Below are 14,644 nucleotides of genomic sequence, written 5' to 3' on the forward strand. Positions count from 1 at the left end.
TCAATGGGCCGGTTCCGGTTAGAACAATCGCGACCGGCGAATCGCTCCACCGCTTTACACACTGATGGGATGATGAACGCTCGACGCCAGGCCCCAAACGATGCGGACTTTAGTGGCATCGTCGCTCCGCGGCCTCGCAAATTGCCGCGCCAGTCACGCGCTGCAAACACAATCGAAGCCGTGCTCGAGGCCGCCGTGCAGATCGTCACGGCGGACGGACCGCGAGCGCTGACGACGACCCGAGTCGCAAAGCGATCCGGCTTTGCAGTGGGGACGATTTACCAGTACTTCGCGAATAAGGACGAACTGATGGGCGCGATGGTGCGTCGTCACGTCGATCATGTCGTGTATTTTCTGGAGATCGCATGTCGCGATACGCACGGGGGACATCCTGAAGCAATGATTGACGCACTGGCGAATGCCTTCCTTGCCGCGAATGCCGTACGCACGCGTGAAGTTCACGCGATTCATGCCGTCTGGGCACAGATCGGGAAGGCTGCGTTGCTCTATGAGGGTTCTGCACGCCTGCATCAGGCAACGCTCGACATGATCTCAAGCATCGATGAGATACGCGCGGCACGGCAGGAAACGATCAGCCACGCACTGGCTTCCATTCTGATCGGAATGCTCCACGCACTCTTCGAAGGTGGCATGGACGAAGCATTGATGGCCGTCGTGAGGGAGCAACTTTCGAGGGTCCCTATCGTGGAAACGATTGACGGCCACGATAGATCGGCTAACTACTCAATGCCCCACGTCGCCAATGTTGTGACATGAATATCCCGCATACGCTCATCAGCATCGAAATGCCCAAAGTCATCCAGTCGATCACGGCTGTCGGATCGGCGATCCGCAGTATCACCAGAGAGAGCGGCGGGCACAGATACGATATCGAACCGAGAAGCCCCGGATCGCAGAATCTGGAGGCGTGATTCCATGCGACAAACGCTATCCCCAGCGGTCCCACGCCGATTGCCGCGATCCACGCAACATCGCGAGCGGACAGTTCGACAGACGGACCGGCCAGGGCGTGCACGGCAAGCGCAGCAAGGCCGCTTGCAGCGCAGAACCCGCCGACAGCCCACGCACTATGCGCTTCGAACCTTGGTGTGAGGAACGTATAGCCCGCCCAGACTACAGCGGCCGCAGCGGCGAAACCATATCCGATCGAATTGCGCGCTTCGAACGTGCCATTCGTCATGGGTTGCAGCACGAGCACCGCACAACCGATGAAGCCGATTGCGCAGCAAGTCAGTTCGGCAAAGCATCCTCTCTTGCGTCCGTTGCAGACACTCGACATGAGGACGAGCAGGAAAGGCCACGTGTAGTTGATCAGGTTGGCAACGGGAACCGACCCATACGTGAAAGATTTCAGCAAACAAAAGTGATAGAGGAAAAGGCAACCGGACCCGAAGATGAACGTGGACCATCTGACTCTCCATGCGCTGATATGCCGGAGCGTGACGAGACTTCCGGCTAGCAGTGCGAGCCCCGTGATCAGCAACGGAGGAAGATGTCGCAGTGGCATGCTCAGCGTTGCAAATGCCGACCAGAGAATGATCGCAGTGAACGCGGCGATATAAGGTCTCATTGTGCGCTCCTGTGCGACGTGCTCGTCGCAGTGTCGTCCACCGCGCACTGAAGGTTGAGCATTCTTATCTGCTCGAGCATGAAGTCGATAAAGAGCCGCATGCGAGACGGCATGTGCTGTTTGCTGAGATAGCACAGAAAATGGCTTCGATCGTCCGGTGCATATTGATCCATGCAGGAAATCAGTCTGCCCCTCGCAATGTGATCGCAGGCCTGGTAGCCGGCCACTTGCGCGATGCCCTGACCATCGAGGACTGCATTGAGTACGAGATCCGCGTCGTTGAAGGTCAGATGGGCGGATGGGGCGTGTTTGATCAGTTCGCCTGCCACCTTGAATTCCCATTCGTAGATTCTGCCGGACGAGAAACGGAAATTGATCGCACGATGCCGTGGCAGATCCTCGATTTTCATCGGCAATCCGTTCTCCAGTACGTACTCCGGAGAAGCGCAGAGAAGCATGTGCATGGGAATGATGCGGCGGGCAATGATCTGGCTGTCGTCCACCCGGCCATTCCTGAATGCGATGTCGATACCGTCGCTCGTAAAGTTGGCTGGGCTATCGCACAGCATCAGGTCGATCGAGACCTCAGGGTACAAGCCCCGAAACCGGCTCAACAGCGGCGCGACGACTTTTCTTCCGAATCCTACGGTCGAACTGATCCGCAATAGTCCACGCGGCGGCCCGCCGCGCAGATCGCGCATTCGCTCGATCGCGTTCAGGATGCCGTCGATACCCGGCTTGCACGATTCGTAAAAGATCTCCCCTTCAGCCGTCAGTCCGACGCTGCGAGTGGTACGTGAAAAGAGCTTGGTTCCGAGCTGCTGTTCCAGCTTCTGTATGTTCCGGCTAACGGATGATCGTCCAATGCCGAGACGATCTCCTGCCTTGGCGAAACTTTCTTCCTTCGCAACGGCGATGAAGGTCATGACGGCGGCGTAGCTTGTCGTGAATCCTGCTGACAGCGTGTCCATAACCTCTTCCGACGGGAAGCCTGAGTGATTGCGCATGGTCGATTCCATGAAGACGTTTTCCTCGCGAAGTCGATTCGACGCTGGTTTATAGTTGATTAAGCAGCGTTATAGGCAAAACACTATGGACTTATCGCAAGCGCTAACAGCCGCTAACAACAAATAGCAAACAAAAAGCGGCAGGATCGACGAACATTTGCGCTCGTTGATCCCCTAAGGAAAACGGGATGCGTGATCGGGCAAACCGAATAAGGAAGACCGCACAACAAGACGCGCGAGTGATCGCTTCATTTCTGCTGGCGCTCAATAACGCCGATGCCGGTGCTATGGCGGCGCTCTTCAGAGACGATGCGCTCGTCAATGATCAGCTTCGTGATTTTTGGGGACGCCCCGCAATCGAAGCCTGGATCGCCAGAGAAGTCATTGCCGATAACCTGAGAATCGAAGTTCTGCAGATGTCTCAGCACTATCGGGTGACGACGGTGGTTGGCGCCGTAACAGGTACATTCGATTCAAGAGGATTGCCAAATCCACTCATCGTCAATCTTCATTTTTCACTATTCAACGGACAAATTGCGCGGCTCTTCATGCTGCTCAACCGTCAGGTCGATACATTCCCCGACGTGCGGTGTCGTACCCTCAAAGCAATATAGCGCGCGTACCGAATCAGTCCCGTTACGAGTGCCTGAATGTCAAAGTTTCAGTTTCTCGTGTTTAGTGATTTGAAAGATTCGGTTTAGCGTATCGCTCAGATAGAATCGGTGGAAACCACGACTTCGAGCGAGACGATACTTGTTTGCCAGCTTATCGAAATTTGGAACGACGGCATCGCATTCAGTTACGACGAACTTTTCGTTCGGGCCGTTTTTCCTGTTTCCGGATAAACGATTGCTTGTTTGTCATGGCAAGCAGGTCAAGCTGGGTAGTCGCGCGCTCGACATTCTGATTGCGCTCGTGCGTCGTGCCGGAAGCGTCATCAGCGCGCGCGATCTTCTCGCAGAAGTATGGCGCGATACGGTCGTCGAAGAAGGGAGCCTTCGCTTTCATCTCGTCGCACTGCGTAAAGCGTTTGCCGATGGCGATCCGGGTGTCACATATGTGATGAATGTGCCCGGAAGGGGTTATACGTTTGTCGCGACCGTGACGCCGTGTGACGGGATTCAGTCCGGCGTCGAACTCAAGACCACGCGGCCGGCGGCCCGCGGTCAATTGCGGTTCGTGCATTCGGGCGCCGCCATAGTTGGCCGGGAACGCGAAATAGAGCATATCGCCCAGCAACTCGAGGAACACAGGTTCGTCAGTATTGTCGGCGCGGGCGGAATGGGTAAGACGACAGTCGCGAATGCGGTGATCGACAGGTTGAGCGACTGTTTCGACGGCAAGATCGTCTCCGTCGATCTCTCAGTGATTCAGGATTCGGAGCTGGTTTCGTCGACGCTGGTGGCCGCCTTGCGTGAAGGGCAGGAAGCAGCCGCGTCCATCAGCGAAGTATGTGCGTCGATTGGCCATACCCGAATGCTCGTCTTTCTCGACTGTTGCGAGCATCTGATAGACGGTGTCGCTCAGGCCGCGGAAGTTCTCTATCGAAACGCGAGCGGCATTTATATTCTCGTGACGTCGCGGGAAATCGTGAATGTCGATGGTGAATTCGTGTTCCGCCTTCCGCCGCTCGACGCGCCGCCGCCGGGCGAGCTGCTCAAAGCACACGATGCGCAGCGCTATTCGGCAATCCGATTGTTCGTCGAGCGCGTCGTGCAGGCCGGCTGCCGTTTCGAACTGACCGACGATAACGCGCAGTCGGTGGGCCGGCTCTGCCGGGCGCTCGATGGCATTCCATTGGCGATTGAACTCGCCGCGCGACAAATGCCGACTTTCGGTCTTGTCGGGATTCTGGAACTGGTGGACAAGAAGAGCCGGCTCATGTGGCATGGACGTCGCACAGCCGTGTCGAGGCATCAGACGCTCGGCGCGACGCTCGACTGGAGCTACGGGCTGCTGACCGGGCTGGAGCAGGTATGTCTGCGAAGGCTGGCGGTTTTTGTCGGCTGCTTCGCGCTCGATGCGGCTGTGGCCGTGATCGGCGCGGAGGACATCGATCGCGCTGATGTGCTGAGAACCATCAACCAACTGTCGAACAAGTCGCTTCTGGATGTGAGGCCAGACGAGAGCGCAGTTCGCTACTTTCTGCTCGATACGACCCGCTCATATGCACGTGTGAAACTGGAAGAGGCAGGCGAGCTGGATCAGCTCTGCGCGCGCCATGCGTCATATTATGCGGCGGCGTGGCCCGCCGACGGCTTGACGGAACATGAAGGGGACAACTGGCTCGCCGATCTGGGCAATCTGCGCGCGGTGCTGGAGTGGACGCTCGTACGTGAGCAGGACGTCGTTCAAGGTTGCAGGCTGGTCGATTCATACGCGAAACTGCTGCTGCGAAAGTCGATGCTCAGCGAGACCAGAAAATGGACCGAAATCGCATTGTCGAAACTGGACGACGGCGAACGAGGGAGCCTGACGGAACTCGATCTCATTGCGGCCTATGGCAATGCATTGCTGTTCACGGGCAGCGAAAGCAAAGAGGTTGGGCGGACGTACGAGCGCGCTCTTTCCATTGCATTGTCGCTAGGCGACTCGGTTCGACATGACAGACTGCTGTGCGGACTCATCATGCACCTCTATCGAACCAGCAATTTCGAGGGCGCCTATATGTTCGCGAGCGAAGCCGCGCAATGGATCATTGCGTGTGGACGCGACGCTTCGACGGTTCATTCGATGCTTGGCGTCGCGTTGCATATGAAGGGGGAGATCGCGTCGTCGTCCGGTCTCTGGGAGCCTGTGATTCTGTCGGCCAAGATGAACGGGGTGGATGCAATGCAGCCGGCGGAATTCGGCATCAATCCCTACCTGCGTGCATTGAGCGGAAACGCGAGAAATCTTTGGCTGACGGGTCAGGCTTCGGAGGCAGAGCGCGTCGCCAATGACGCCATTGAAAGCGCACGCTTGCTGTCCCATCCGGCCACTCAGTGTGTGACGCTGCTATGGGCCGGAGAAGTTTTCGCGTGGGCAGCGAACTGGTCGAGACTGAACGAAATAACGGATGAACTCGATACCATCGTCAAGGTGAATGGATTCACGCCATTCCGTTACGTGGTGCTAGGGCTTCGTGGTCAGCTCTCGTATGCCGAGGGCCGAATAGAGGAAAGTATTTCGCTGCTGGAGAGCTGCCTCGATGGTATGACGAAGTGCCAGTACACGATGTCGGCGTCGATGTTCAGGAATTCGCTGGCAATGGCGCTATGCGCAAGCACCGATACCACGCGCGCGATTCTGGTCTGCGAGGAAGCGATCAAGGCAATCGAGCTGAACGGCGACGAGTTGTACCTTCCGCGGCTGCTCATGACCAAGGCTCATGCTCTTTGTCTTGAAGAAGATCACGACGCAAGCACTGCTTGCTTGCGCCGTGCGTTTCTTTTGGCGAGGAAGCAAGGTGCGACCGTCTACGAGTCGCAAATCAGGCAATGCGGTTCATATGATGTGTGAGCTGACGATAAGCGGCGTTCGTTTCGACGCACTTGCTTGCTGGCCACTGAAGGGAGCCGGCGCGCGAACCACCGGCATGAGACGAAGAGTGCTGGCGTGAAGGCAACGAACGCAACTTGCCATCCAAAGTCGAGAACCCTGCTGAATAGCACGTCGATATGTGTCGCAAGCTGCGCGCCGAGGAGAAGACCCACGCAAGCCCATATGCTAATGCTGATGCAATCGTGAAGCAGAAACGAGCGTGTTCTTATCGCCATGGCCCCGCAAAGAGGCACGGCAACGAGCGACAAACCCGGCACGAAGCGGGTGATGACTAGCACGCGCGCACCCCAGCGAGCAAAGTATCGCTCGACCGTCGTGATACTGCCTTGCGTCGACGGCGACAGTTCGATCACCCGTCGGAAAGTGCGTTTTCCATAGCGTCGGCCGACAAGAAACCAGGCCAGGTCACCAATGATGCCGCCGGCGACGGCGGCGCCGAGCAGCGCGCCAAAGTGCAGCAGGGTATGCGAAAGGTCGTGCTGGGCGAGCGCGATGCTCGCCGCAATCGTCATCAACGTCGTGATGGACGGAAAGGGCAGGCCGAGCGACGACGCGAGTACATTGAAGAAGACGACCAACGCGCCATACCGCGAAAGCAGTTCATGTGACAACATCTTGCTCTCCTGTAATCGACCTTGCCGTGCCCAACGACAGAGGCGAGAAGCTGCGGCGTGCACTCGATCTGTGTCATTCCTCGGACGCGGATGAAAGAAGATACGCGTTCGATGTCCGCATGAAATTGCCCAACGCGACAGGGCATAACGAGCAGTTTTTCGTCCACGCGAAGCCTGCAATGACGTCGGGCCGTGCGTTCGATTTGCCGTGATTTGCCTCGGGTTCGACGGACACGTGCTCTGGCGGGCGGAACATCTGCCGTGTGAGTGTGCGTTTGTCACGCGTCATGTCTTCAACTGCATCCTTGCTAGCGATAGCAATCGTGTTCATTTCTTTTGTTCTGGTTCGATAGCGGCTTAAGCGTTCGAGCGGGCTAGAAACTGGTCTCTATCGTAGGGATATCCGCCGCCTTGCAGAAGACCGGCAACGGCGGTTTCCATGTTGCCGGGAGGACAACAATCGAGGGTCGTTCGCCTCTGCCATCAGGCACGAAGTGTGACTGCAGATAAAAAGGGCAAGCACGGCAGTGCTTGCCCTTACTGGTCGCCTTTCGGCCGGGTTTAGCTCTGGATGAACGCCAGAAGATCCCCGTTGAATTTGTCCCTGTGCGTGTCCGTCAAACCGTGCGGCGCGCCAGGATAGACAATCAGCTTCGAGTTCCGGATCAGCTTCGCGGACGCACGCCCTGCTGCATCGATGGGTACGATCTGGTCGTCGTCGCCATGGACGATCAGCGTGGGAACGTCGATCTTCTTCAGGTCTTCGGTAAAGTCCGTTTGCGCAAACGCGGCGATCGAATCGTAGGTATTCTTGTGGCCGCCTTGCATGCCCTGCATCCACCACGAATCGATCAGACCCTGCGACGGCTTGGCGCCCGGACGATTGAAGCCGTAGAACGGACCCGCCGGCACGTCCTTGTAGAACTGCGAGCGGTTCGCCAGTTGGGCTGCGCGCAGACCATCGAATACGTCGATTGGCAATCCACCAGGATTCGCAGGCGTTTTCAGCATCAACGGCGGCACAGCGGAAACGAGCACGACTTTGGACACACGCTTCGTGCCATGCCGGCCGAGATAGCGTGCCACTTCTCCGCCGCCCGTAGAAAAGCCCACCAGAATGGCATCCTGCAGACCGAGCGTCTCGAACACGGTGGCGAGGTCGTCCGCATAGGTGTCCATGTCGTTGCCGTTCCAGGGCTGGCTCGAACGGCCATGTCCGCGACGATCGTGCGCGACGGCGCGATAACCGTGCGACGCCACGAACATCATTTGCGACTCCCAGCTATCGGAGCTGAGCGGCCAGCCATGACAGAACACGACGGGGCGGCCGGCGCCCCAATCCTTGTAGTACAGCTGCGTGCCGTCTTTCGTTGTGATGTAGCTCGCCGAATGTTGACCGTGAGGCTTCGACGCGCCCGACGACGCACCCGGCTGCGCTGCCTGCAGCGTGCCCGGAATCAGCGATGCCGCGATGCCGCCAGCGGCTGCGGCACTGCCGATCAGAATGTTTCTGCGCGCGGGATTCTGCTTCTGGTTACTGTTTTTCGACATAGTCATTGCCCTTGTTTTAATGCCTTGCTCTAAATGCACTACCCATTCGACCTATAGCTCGTCGGTGCCCCTAGCGTGTCAGCCCGAATCATGTCGAACGCGTTTCTCGGCAGCACGCCGGCTCGCTGTAACGGCCGGAACACCGGGTCGCCGCGACGGACGGGGACACCCGTCAGACCGCAAATGCCTGAAGTGCGCGCAAAGCCTGCGCGCCATGTCTGATCTTCGAACCTGCCCAGCGTCGAATCGCTCCACGTAACCAGAATCGTGCAGGTGGTCTGCCACTCGATGCGGCGGATCGACGAAGCATTGGCCATCGCGGTGATCATCGGACTGCAGCGTTCGCGCGGCGCGCGCCCTGCGGACGCGGGATTTTGCTGCGCGGCGAACCGGCCGCGACCGTGCAACCCGCTGACAATCTGGAACCATGGATCGATTCTGTTCATTTCCAACCTCTCTACGATGTGGCGAACTGCGTCACGACTCGCTCGTCTCGCCAGCCACGACGAGCGCGACGACATTCACGATGCCTTGCCTTGCCATCTTCGTGTACGGGCAAAACCGCTCGGTTTTGCGAACCAGCTCTTCGGCGACGGCGCGATCGACGCCCGGCAAATGGACGCGCGTATGCGCGCTCAGCACGAACAGACCATCGATCGGGTCCCGGCCGAAGTCGACGGTGACATCGACTGACGCGTCGTGAATGCGAACCGCAGAGCGGGCCGCCAACAGACTGAGTGCGCCGTGAAAACAGGCTGCATACCCCGCGGCGAACAGCTGCTCCGGATTGGTTCCTCCACCGGGTCCGCCGAGCGCTTTGGGCATGCGTAGTTCGACGGCGAGTTGCCCGTCGTCCGAGCGCGCGATACCCGACGCGCGTCCATGACTCGCGCCGCCGCCCGTGACGGTGACCGTGGTCGAATACAGGATCTGAGGCTCATGTCCGGAGTACTTGTCGAGTAGCGTCAATGGCGGTGGGCGTAGCGTTGTCATTCGTTTCGGTGAGTAGTGGCGGCTTTTTTCGTTGCATCGGAGCGCGATTCGACGCGTGTTCTTTCTGCGCAGGGTGAATCGTAGGGGGAAGCAACGGCGCGCAGAAGACTCGCGGAGGGGAGCATGGTGTTGCATCCGGAACATCAATCCAGACGGTCTCGAATTTGGGGCCGTGATGAGTTGAACCCGCTAACTCGGGCATTCACCCGTACAGAGTGTCGCTTCGTGAAAAAATTGATTACTTAGGTAATTCGGAAAGCGAACTATTTAGAGTGAATCGGGCATGTCGGAGAAATGCCTCAACAAGGAGAACTACGCCGCTAACCCGCCTGCAATTCGAACGAGCGAATCAGTTCCGCAACCAGCCGTTCAGCTTCGTCGCGATCGCGAACGTTCGTGAATCCCATCAACAGGCCGCGCCGTCCGGGCGCGCCGTTGCGCCATGTCGTGAGTGCATGCACGGCGAAACCCGCGTTGCGGGCGCGACTGGCCAGCACGACATCGTCGAGATCGTCGCGTACGTCGACGAGAAGATGCATGCCGCCGTCCTGCAAATGAACGACGAAACCTTCGGCAGCGTAAGGCGCGAGCGCTTCGGCCAGCAGCGCGCGCCGTCGGGCGTAGAGCGTTCGCATTCGCTTGATATGCCGGGAGAAGTGGCCTTCGCTGATGAACTCGGCGACAGCCGCTTGCAGCAGTTCGGGGCAACCACCATGCGCGGTACGCCTGCACGCCAGTTCGAACTGCGGAACGAGGCTTTGCGCGACGACCACATATGAAAGCCGCAGCCCCGGAAACAACACCTTGCTCAGCGTGCCGCAATAGATCACCCGGCCGCCCGAGTCCATGCTTTTCAGCGCGGGCAATGGATGCCCGCGATACCGGTACTCGCCGTCGTAGTCATCCTCGACGATCCACGCGTCACGCTCGCCCGCCCAATCGAGAAGTTCGACGCGACGCTGTAACGGCAACGCGACGCCCGTCGGACTCTGATGCGACGGCGTGACGACGGCAAGCCGCGCGTTCGGGAAATGCGCGCGTCCAAAGGCGACGTCGATGCCGTGTTGATCCACGGATACATCGCAGACCGGCAGGCCGAGCCGTTTCAGCGTTTGCGCGGTGGGCGGATAGCCCGGATGCTCGACCCAGGCGCTTTCGCGTGCAAGGCCGAGTGCGTCGACGGTCAACGCGAGGCTCGCGGTATAGGCGGGCACGATGAAGACCTGGCCCGCATCCGCGTCGATGCCGCGCGAGCGGTGCAGATAGGCCGCCAGCGCCTCGCGCAATGGCGTATAGCCGGCGGGTGCGGGTTTGGTGAGCGATCCCGCCTTGCGAATCTGCCGCGCCATCAGTCCCGCCCAGAGCTTCCTCGGGAATTCGTCGAGCGCGGGCAGCCCCATCTGAAACGGTGCGGGACTGCCGCCATCCACTTCGATGATGTTGTCGGGTGCGCCCTCTGCCGGCAGCGGGGGGGCGACGGCAGCCGCTTGCTTCGCGCGAGCGGGTTGCGCCGGGGCCGTGTGTTCCGAAACGAATGTCCCTGCCGGACCACGGGCAACGAGGTAGCCCTCTCCGAGCAGGCGGTCGTAGGCGACCTGCACGGTGCCGCGAGCCACGCCCAGTTCAGTCGCCAACGCCCGCAAGGACGACACCTTCTGGCCGGGGTTGAGTTGTCCCTGTTCGATCATCGCGCGAAACCGCGCATAGATCTGCTCATGGATGGGTGGAGCGCCGGGTTTCGCCCGGGCCGTTGGCTGTGTCATGGCCTGGTCTGAAGCAGGAAAAATGGCCCTGTTGGCTAGGTCATCGAACGACGACACTGAAGCCTACACCAACCCCTCTCGATCGGCATCATGACTGACACACTGACCCTCCGACATGCCGAAACAGATGCCGATGTGATGGCCTGTTTCGACGTCATGCACCAACTGCGTCCCCAATTGAATTCGCCCGAGGACTTCCTCGCTCGCGTCGCGCTGCAACGCGCCCAGGGTTATCGCCTGCTAGGCGTTTGGGAAAACGGCAAAGCCGTCGCGCTGGCCGGCTACCGCCGCATCGACAACCTGATTCACGGCCGCTTCATCTACGTCGACGATCTGATCACGGACGAGGCGGGACGCGGGCATGGTCATGGCGAACGCCTGCTCGCCGAACTGGGCACGCTGGGCCGCGCGGAAGACTGCCAGCGTCTCGTGCTCGATACGGCGCTCGCCAACGCGCTTGCGCAACGCTTCTATTTCCGCTGCGGCCTGCTTGCCCGCGGCCTTCACTTCAGCATGGAGCTGGCATGAACAGCCTCAAGGTGTTGCTGCTTGATTGCAGCCCCCGGCGCGACAACTCGACGAGCCGGCACTTCACCCGTCATTTGCTGCCTGCCATGGCCGAGCGTCTGGGGCGGGACATTCAGATCACGCGGCGCGATCTTGGCGCGCAGCCGCTGCCGCCCATCACGGAAGCGCACGCGGAATCGCTCGTGCTGCCCGGTGACGTTGCGAAAGAGCGGTTCGGCGAGGCACTCGCTGTATCGGACGAACTGATTCGTGAACTGGATCAGGCGGACATGCTCTGGATCTCGACGCCCGTGCACAACTTCACGGTGCCTGCCGTGCTCAAGAACTGGATCGATCACGTGGTGCGTATCGACGTGACGTTTGCCGCGGGCCCGAACGGCAAGGTCGGCTTGTTGCGCGACCGTCCGACCTTCGTTGCCGTGACCGCCGGCGGCGCGATGTTCCGCGAGCCTGCCTATCAGCCGGACTTCTTTCGACCGTATCTGTCCGCCGTGCTGGGCGTGATCGGACTCAAGGACGTCACGTTCATGCATGCGGCTGGCCTCGTATCGACGGACGAGCCGCTTGCGCTCGTCGAGGCAAAGGCCGAGCAGTGGCTGCGCGACAACCCGCAGCGCCACGCGTCATCCGAATCCAACACGTCTTCCATTGCTTAACCATTACTTTCCGGAGCTCTTCATGAATGCACCTCGTCTCGCGTGGACCACGCTCGCACCCGTCCAATTCAAGTCGCTGTATGCCGTCAGCCAGTCGCTGGCCGAGTCGTCGCTTGGCAGCAAGCTGATCGAACTCGTGCAGACGCGCGTGTCGCAAATCAACGGCTGTGCCTACTGTCTCGACATGCATGCGCGCGAACTGCGCAAGGGCGGCGAATCGTGGCAGCGTCTGAACGTGCTGTCGGCGTGGCGCGAGACCCACTTCTTTACCGCCAAAGAGCAGTCCGCGCTGGCGTGGGCCGAATCCTTGACATGCCTTCCTGATGGCCATGCGGACCGTGAAGTCGAATATCAGGCATTGCGCGAGCACTTTAACGACGGGGAAATCGTCGAATTGACGTGGGCTGTGGCCGTCATCAACGCGTGGAATCGTATGGCTATTGGCATGCATCAGCCTGTCGATGCAAACCCGATCGACTGACAGGGCGAGAATCAAGGCATGGCGAGGCATAGCGATGCGAAGCGGCGAGCGTGACATGCATTCAAACGCAGTACGCCGCCTTACAAATTGATTTTCTATTTTGCTGAAGAACGTCTATGTTTTTATGGTGCGTTTTCTTTACGCGCGCGGGGCTTACCGGCCCCCTGACGATTCTTCAGGTGCATCTGCCACCTCGAACGCCACCCGCGGTGTTTGCCGCGTCCCGTTTTCCATAAACCAGGCAGCAGGCCAGGCGCGCAGCCGTGCAACGGCTCGTTCCGGCCGCGAGGGGACTCGCGAGCAGTGCCTGTCGAGCACAGCTTGTCGCTGCGCCGGCTTTTGCGAAGCCAACGCAGCGGCAGGTTCCAAAACCTGCTGTCGTATTGAAGGAGTCAAATCATGAACACACGAATCATCCTTTCGGCAGCGTGCGCCGTTGCGCTCTCTCTGACGAGCGTGGCGCATGCTCAGGGCACGCCGGCTCAAAAAAATGCGCAACCGGCTGCAACCACGTCCACGTCCAGCACCACCGAGTACGGCGGCGTATCCGGAACCACCATGGCGATGGGCAATCCAGCTCACTCAGCATGGGCACCGCCCGCCAGCTGCGGCCATCTGGCCCGGTGCAACCCGAATTCGGGCCACTGAACCAGCGGCTGCGTTCGAACGGTTGAACGTTCTACAACGATCGACGATGGAGAGTGACTCATGAAGATCGTTATCATCGGCGGCACGGGCCTGATCGGCTCGAAGACGGCCGCTATCCTGCGTCAGGCTGATCACGATGTCGTCGCCGCTTCGCCCAGAAGCGGCGTCAACACCATCACGGGCGAAGGGCTCAAAGCGTGCCTGACAGGCGCGCAGGTGGTCATCGACCTGTCCAATTCGCCCTCGTTCGAAGACAAGGCGGTGCTGGAATTTTTCGAAACCTCCGCCCGCAACCTTCGCACGGCCGAGGCGGAGGCGGGCGTCCGGCACCATGTCGCGCTGTCCATCGTCGGAACCGATCGCACGCCCGAGAACGGCTACTTTCGCGCGAAGGTCGCGCAGGAGAAGCTGGTCGAGTCTTCCGGCGTTCCCTACACGATCGTCCGCTCGACCCAGTTCTTCGAATTCCTTGGCGGCATCGCCGATTCAGGCGTGCAAGACAATGCAGTCCGGCTCTCGCCAGGCATGTTCCAGCCCATCGCGGCCGATGACGTCGCCGCAATCGTCGCCGATGTTGCTCTTGCCGCGCCGCGCAACGGCATCATCGATATTGCCGGACCGGAGCGCGCGCCGTTCGACGAAATCATCGCCCGCTATCTGAAAGCGGTCGGCGATCCGCGCGAAGTCGTGCGGGACCCGGAGGCCCGTTACTTCGGCGGCCTGGTCGGAGATCTTTCGCTCGTGCCGCTCGGCGAAGCGCGCCTTGGCAAGATCGGTTTCGACGAATGGTTTCGCCGCTCGCAGAGCAAAGCCTGATTGCACATCCTCCAAACTAACAACAGGTGTGACATGAAACGTATCCTTTGTTCGCTGCTCATCGCGAGCTTGCCATTCGGCAGCGTGCTTGCGCAGACGCCAAAAGAAAAGAGCGCCAAGGTGACGCTCGTCTATCAGCACGAACTGCCGAACGTTCCAGGCAAGAGCATCAAGGGCGTGCTGGTCGAGTATGGTCCGGGCGGCTATTCGGCCGGTCATACGCACGCGAAGTCCGCGTTCATCTATGCGACCGTGCTCGAGGGTGCGATCCGCAGTCAGGTCAATGACGGACCCGTGACGGTCTACAAGGCCGGGCAGAACTTTTCCGAACTGCCCGGCGACCGTCACGGCGTCAGTGCGAATGCGAGCAAGACGAAGCCGGCGAAGCTACTCGCCGTCTTCGTGGTGGATACGAACGAGACGGAACTGACGACGCCATTCGGGAATTGAGCT

Annotated in this window: 16 protein-coding genes; 9 read left to right on the plus strand and 7 right to left on the minus strand. The window is 59.7% G+C overall.

Annotated elements, in window-relative coordinates; all coding sequences use genetic code 11:
• Nucleotides 1-3 precede the first annotated feature (3 nt).
• Nucleotides 4-777 carry a TetR/AcrR family transcriptional regulator gene (locus SB822_RS22655; protein ID WP_158660561.1) on the plus strand — a complete coding sequence of 258 codons (774 nt, stop codon included), beginning with the start codon at nt 4-6 and terminating at the stop codon, nt 775-777.
• Here SB822_RS22655 and SB822_RS22660 read toward each other — a convergent pair.
• Nucleotides 737-1,591 (minus strand): DMT family transporter, encoded by an 855-nt coding sequence (locus SB822_RS22660; RefSeq protein ID WP_009771505.1) that lies wholly within the window; start codon nt 1,589-1,591, stop codon nt 737-739. The genes SB822_RS22655 and SB822_RS22660 overlap by 41 nt on opposite strands.
• A complete protein-coding gene (locus SB822_RS22665) occupies nt 1,588-2,610 on the minus strand; it encodes a LysR family transcriptional regulator (protein WP_410855712.1) in 1,023 nt (340 codons plus the stop codon). The genes SB822_RS22660 and SB822_RS22665 overlap by 4 nt, the downstream gene beginning before the upstream one ends.
• 176 nt (nt 2,611-2,786) lie before the next feature.
• Here SB822_RS22665 and SB822_RS22670 point away from each other — a divergent pair, with 176 nt between their 5' ends.
• The gene (locus tag SB822_RS22670; protein WP_410855713.1) at nt 2,787-3,212 is read left to right on the plus strand and encodes a hypothetical protein; all 426 of its coding nucleotides are present in this window, start codon (nt 2,787-2,789) and stop codon (nt 3,210-3,212) included.
• Nucleotides 3,213-3,351: 139 nt separating this feature from the next.
• Nucleotides 3,352-6,099 carry an ATP-binding protein gene (locus SB822_RS22675; protein WP_410855714.1) on the plus strand — a complete coding sequence of 916 codons (2,748 nt, stop codon included), beginning with the start codon at nt 3,352-3,354 and terminating at the stop codon, nt 6,097-6,099.
• Here the strand turns inward: SB822_RS22675 and SB822_RS22680 are convergent.
• The 5 genes from SB822_RS22680 to SB822_RS22700 form a co-directional block, all read right to left on the minus strand.
• Nucleotides 6,057-6,755, minus strand: a complete 699-nt coding sequence (locus SB822_RS22680; protein WP_086918666.1) for a DedA family protein — start codon at nt 6,753-6,755, stop codon at nt 6,057-6,059. The genes SB822_RS22675 and SB822_RS22680 overlap by 43 nt on opposite strands.
• Before the next feature lie 561 nt (nt 6,756-7,316).
• Complete coding sequence (locus tag SB822_RS22685) at nt 7,317-8,306, minus strand: alpha/beta fold hydrolase (protein ID WP_410855715.1); 990 nt, start codon at nt 8,304-8,306, stop codon at nt 7,317-7,319.
• Nucleotides 8,307-8,344: 38 nt separating this feature from the next.
• Nucleotides 8,345-8,752, minus strand: coding sequence for a DUF3331 domain-containing protein (locus tag SB822_RS22690; RefSeq protein WP_410855716.1), 408 nt, complete (start codon nt 8,750-8,752; stop codon nt 8,345-8,347).
• 31 nt (nt 8,753-8,783) lie between these two features.
• Nucleotides 8,784-9,299, minus strand: a complete 516-nt coding sequence (locus SB822_RS22695) for an Ohr family peroxiredoxin (RefSeq protein ID WP_007748517.1) — start codon at nt 9,297-9,299, stop codon at nt 8,784-8,786.
• A 320-nt stretch (nt 9,300-9,619) separates the two neighbouring features.
• Nucleotides 9,620-11,062: a PLP-dependent aminotransferase family protein gene (locus SB822_RS22700; RefSeq protein ID WP_410855717.1), complete on the minus strand. Its 1,443-nt coding sequence runs from the start codon at nt 11,060-11,062 to the stop codon at nt 9,620-9,622.
• A gap of 90 nt (nt 11,063-11,152) precedes the next feature.
• Here SB822_RS22700 and SB822_RS22705 point away from each other — a divergent pair, with 90 nt between their 5' ends.
• From SB822_RS22705 to SB822_RS22730, 6 genes are all read left to right on the plus strand, one after another.
• A complete protein-coding gene (locus tag SB822_RS22705; protein WP_114223714.1) occupies nt 11,153-11,590 on the plus strand; it encodes a GNAT family N-acetyltransferase in 438 nt (145 codons plus the stop codon).
• Complete coding sequence (locus SB822_RS22710) at nt 11,587-12,246, plus strand: FMN-dependent NADH-azoreductase (RefSeq protein WP_410855718.1); 660 nt, start codon at nt 11,587-11,589, stop codon at nt 12,244-12,246. The genes SB822_RS22705 and SB822_RS22710 overlap by 4 nt, the downstream gene beginning before the upstream one ends.
• A 22-nt stretch (nt 12,247-12,268) precedes the next feature.
• Nucleotides 12,269-12,727, plus strand: coding sequence for a carboxymuconolactone decarboxylase family protein (locus SB822_RS22715; protein WP_007748525.1), 459 nt, complete (start codon nt 12,269-12,271; stop codon nt 12,725-12,727).
• A 399-nt stretch (nt 12,728-13,126) separates the two neighbouring features.
• Nucleotides 13,127-13,375, plus strand: coding sequence for a hypothetical protein (locus tag SB822_RS22720; RefSeq protein ID WP_007748536.1), 249 nt, complete (start codon nt 13,127-13,129; stop codon nt 13,373-13,375).
• 60 nt (nt 13,376-13,435) lie between these two features.
• The gene (locus SB822_RS22725; RefSeq protein WP_410855719.1) at nt 13,436-14,191 is read left to right on the plus strand and encodes an SDR family oxidoreductase; all 756 of its coding nucleotides are present in this window, start codon (nt 13,436-13,438) and stop codon (nt 14,189-14,191) included.
• A gap of 33 nt (nt 14,192-14,224) precedes the next feature.
• A complete protein-coding gene (locus SB822_RS22730) occupies nt 14,225-14,641 on the plus strand; it encodes a cupin domain-containing protein (protein ID WP_007748540.1) in 417 nt (138 codons plus the stop codon).
• The last annotated feature ends 3 nt before the right edge of the window (nt 14,642-14,644 follow it).

This window comes from Paraburkholderia sp. SIMBA_054 (assembly GCF_046534875.1).
Classification (GTDB): Bacteria; Pseudomonadota; Gammaproteobacteria; order Burkholderiales; family Burkholderiaceae; genus Paraburkholderia; species Paraburkholderia hospita.

Excerpts from the sequence above, each read along its gene's own strand:
- SB822_RS22710 (WP_410855718.1), top strand. The coding sequence starts at position 11,587 with ATGAACAGCCTCAAGGTGTTGCTGCTTGATTGCAGCCCCCGGCGCGAC.
- SB822_RS22720 (WP_007748536.1), top strand. The coding sequence starts at position 13,127 with ATGAACACACGAATCATCCTTTCGGCAGCGTGCGCCGTTGCGCTCTCT.
- SB822_RS22690 (WP_410855716.1), bottom strand. The coding sequence starts at position 8,752 with ATGAACAGAATCGATCCATGGTTCCAGATTGTCAGCGGGTTGCACGGT.
- SB822_RS22680 (WP_086918666.1), bottom strand. The coding sequence starts at position 6,755 with ATGTTGTCACATGAACTGCTTTCGCGGTATGGCGCGTTGGTCGTCTTC.
- SB822_RS22685 (WP_410855715.1), bottom strand. The coding sequence starts at position 8,306 with ATGTCGAAAAACAGTAACCAGAAGCAGAATCCCGCGCGCAGAAACATT.
- SB822_RS22660 (WP_009771505.1), bottom strand. The coding sequence starts at position 1,591 with ATGAGACCTTATATCGCCGCGTTCACTGCGATCATTCTCTGGTCGGCA.
- SB822_RS22700 (WP_410855717.1), bottom strand. The coding sequence starts at position 11,062 with ATGACACAGCCAACGGCCCGGGCGAAACCCGGCGCTCCACCCATCCAT.
- SB822_RS22695 (WP_007748517.1), bottom strand. The coding sequence starts at position 9,299 with ATGACAACGCTACGCCCACCGCCATTGACGCTACTCGACAAGTACTCC.
- SB822_RS22655 (WP_158660561.1), top strand. The coding sequence starts at position 4 with ATGGGCCGGTTCCGGTTAGAACAATCGCGACCGGCGAATCGCTCCACC.
- SB822_RS22725 (WP_410855719.1), top strand. The coding sequence starts at position 13,436 with ATGAAGATCGTTATCATCGGCGGCACGGGCCTGATCGGCTCGAAGACG.
- SB822_RS22665 (WP_410855712.1), bottom strand. The coding sequence starts at position 2,610 with ATGGAATCGACCATGCGCAATCACTCAGGCTTCCCGTCGGAAGAGGTT.
- SB822_RS22705 (WP_114223714.1), top strand. The coding sequence starts at position 11,153 with ATGACTGACACACTGACCCTCCGACATGCCGAAACAGATGCCGATGTG.
- SB822_RS22670 (WP_410855713.1), top strand. The coding sequence starts at position 2,787 with ATGCGTGATCGGGCAAACCGAATAAGGAAGACCGCACAACAAGACGCG.
- SB822_RS22730 (WP_007748540.1), top strand. The coding sequence starts at position 14,225 with ATGAAACGTATCCTTTGTTCGCTGCTCATCGCGAGCTTGCCATTCGGC.
- SB822_RS22715 (WP_007748525.1), top strand. The coding sequence starts at position 12,269 with ATGAATGCACCTCGTCTCGCGTGGACCACGCTCGCACCCGTCCAATTC.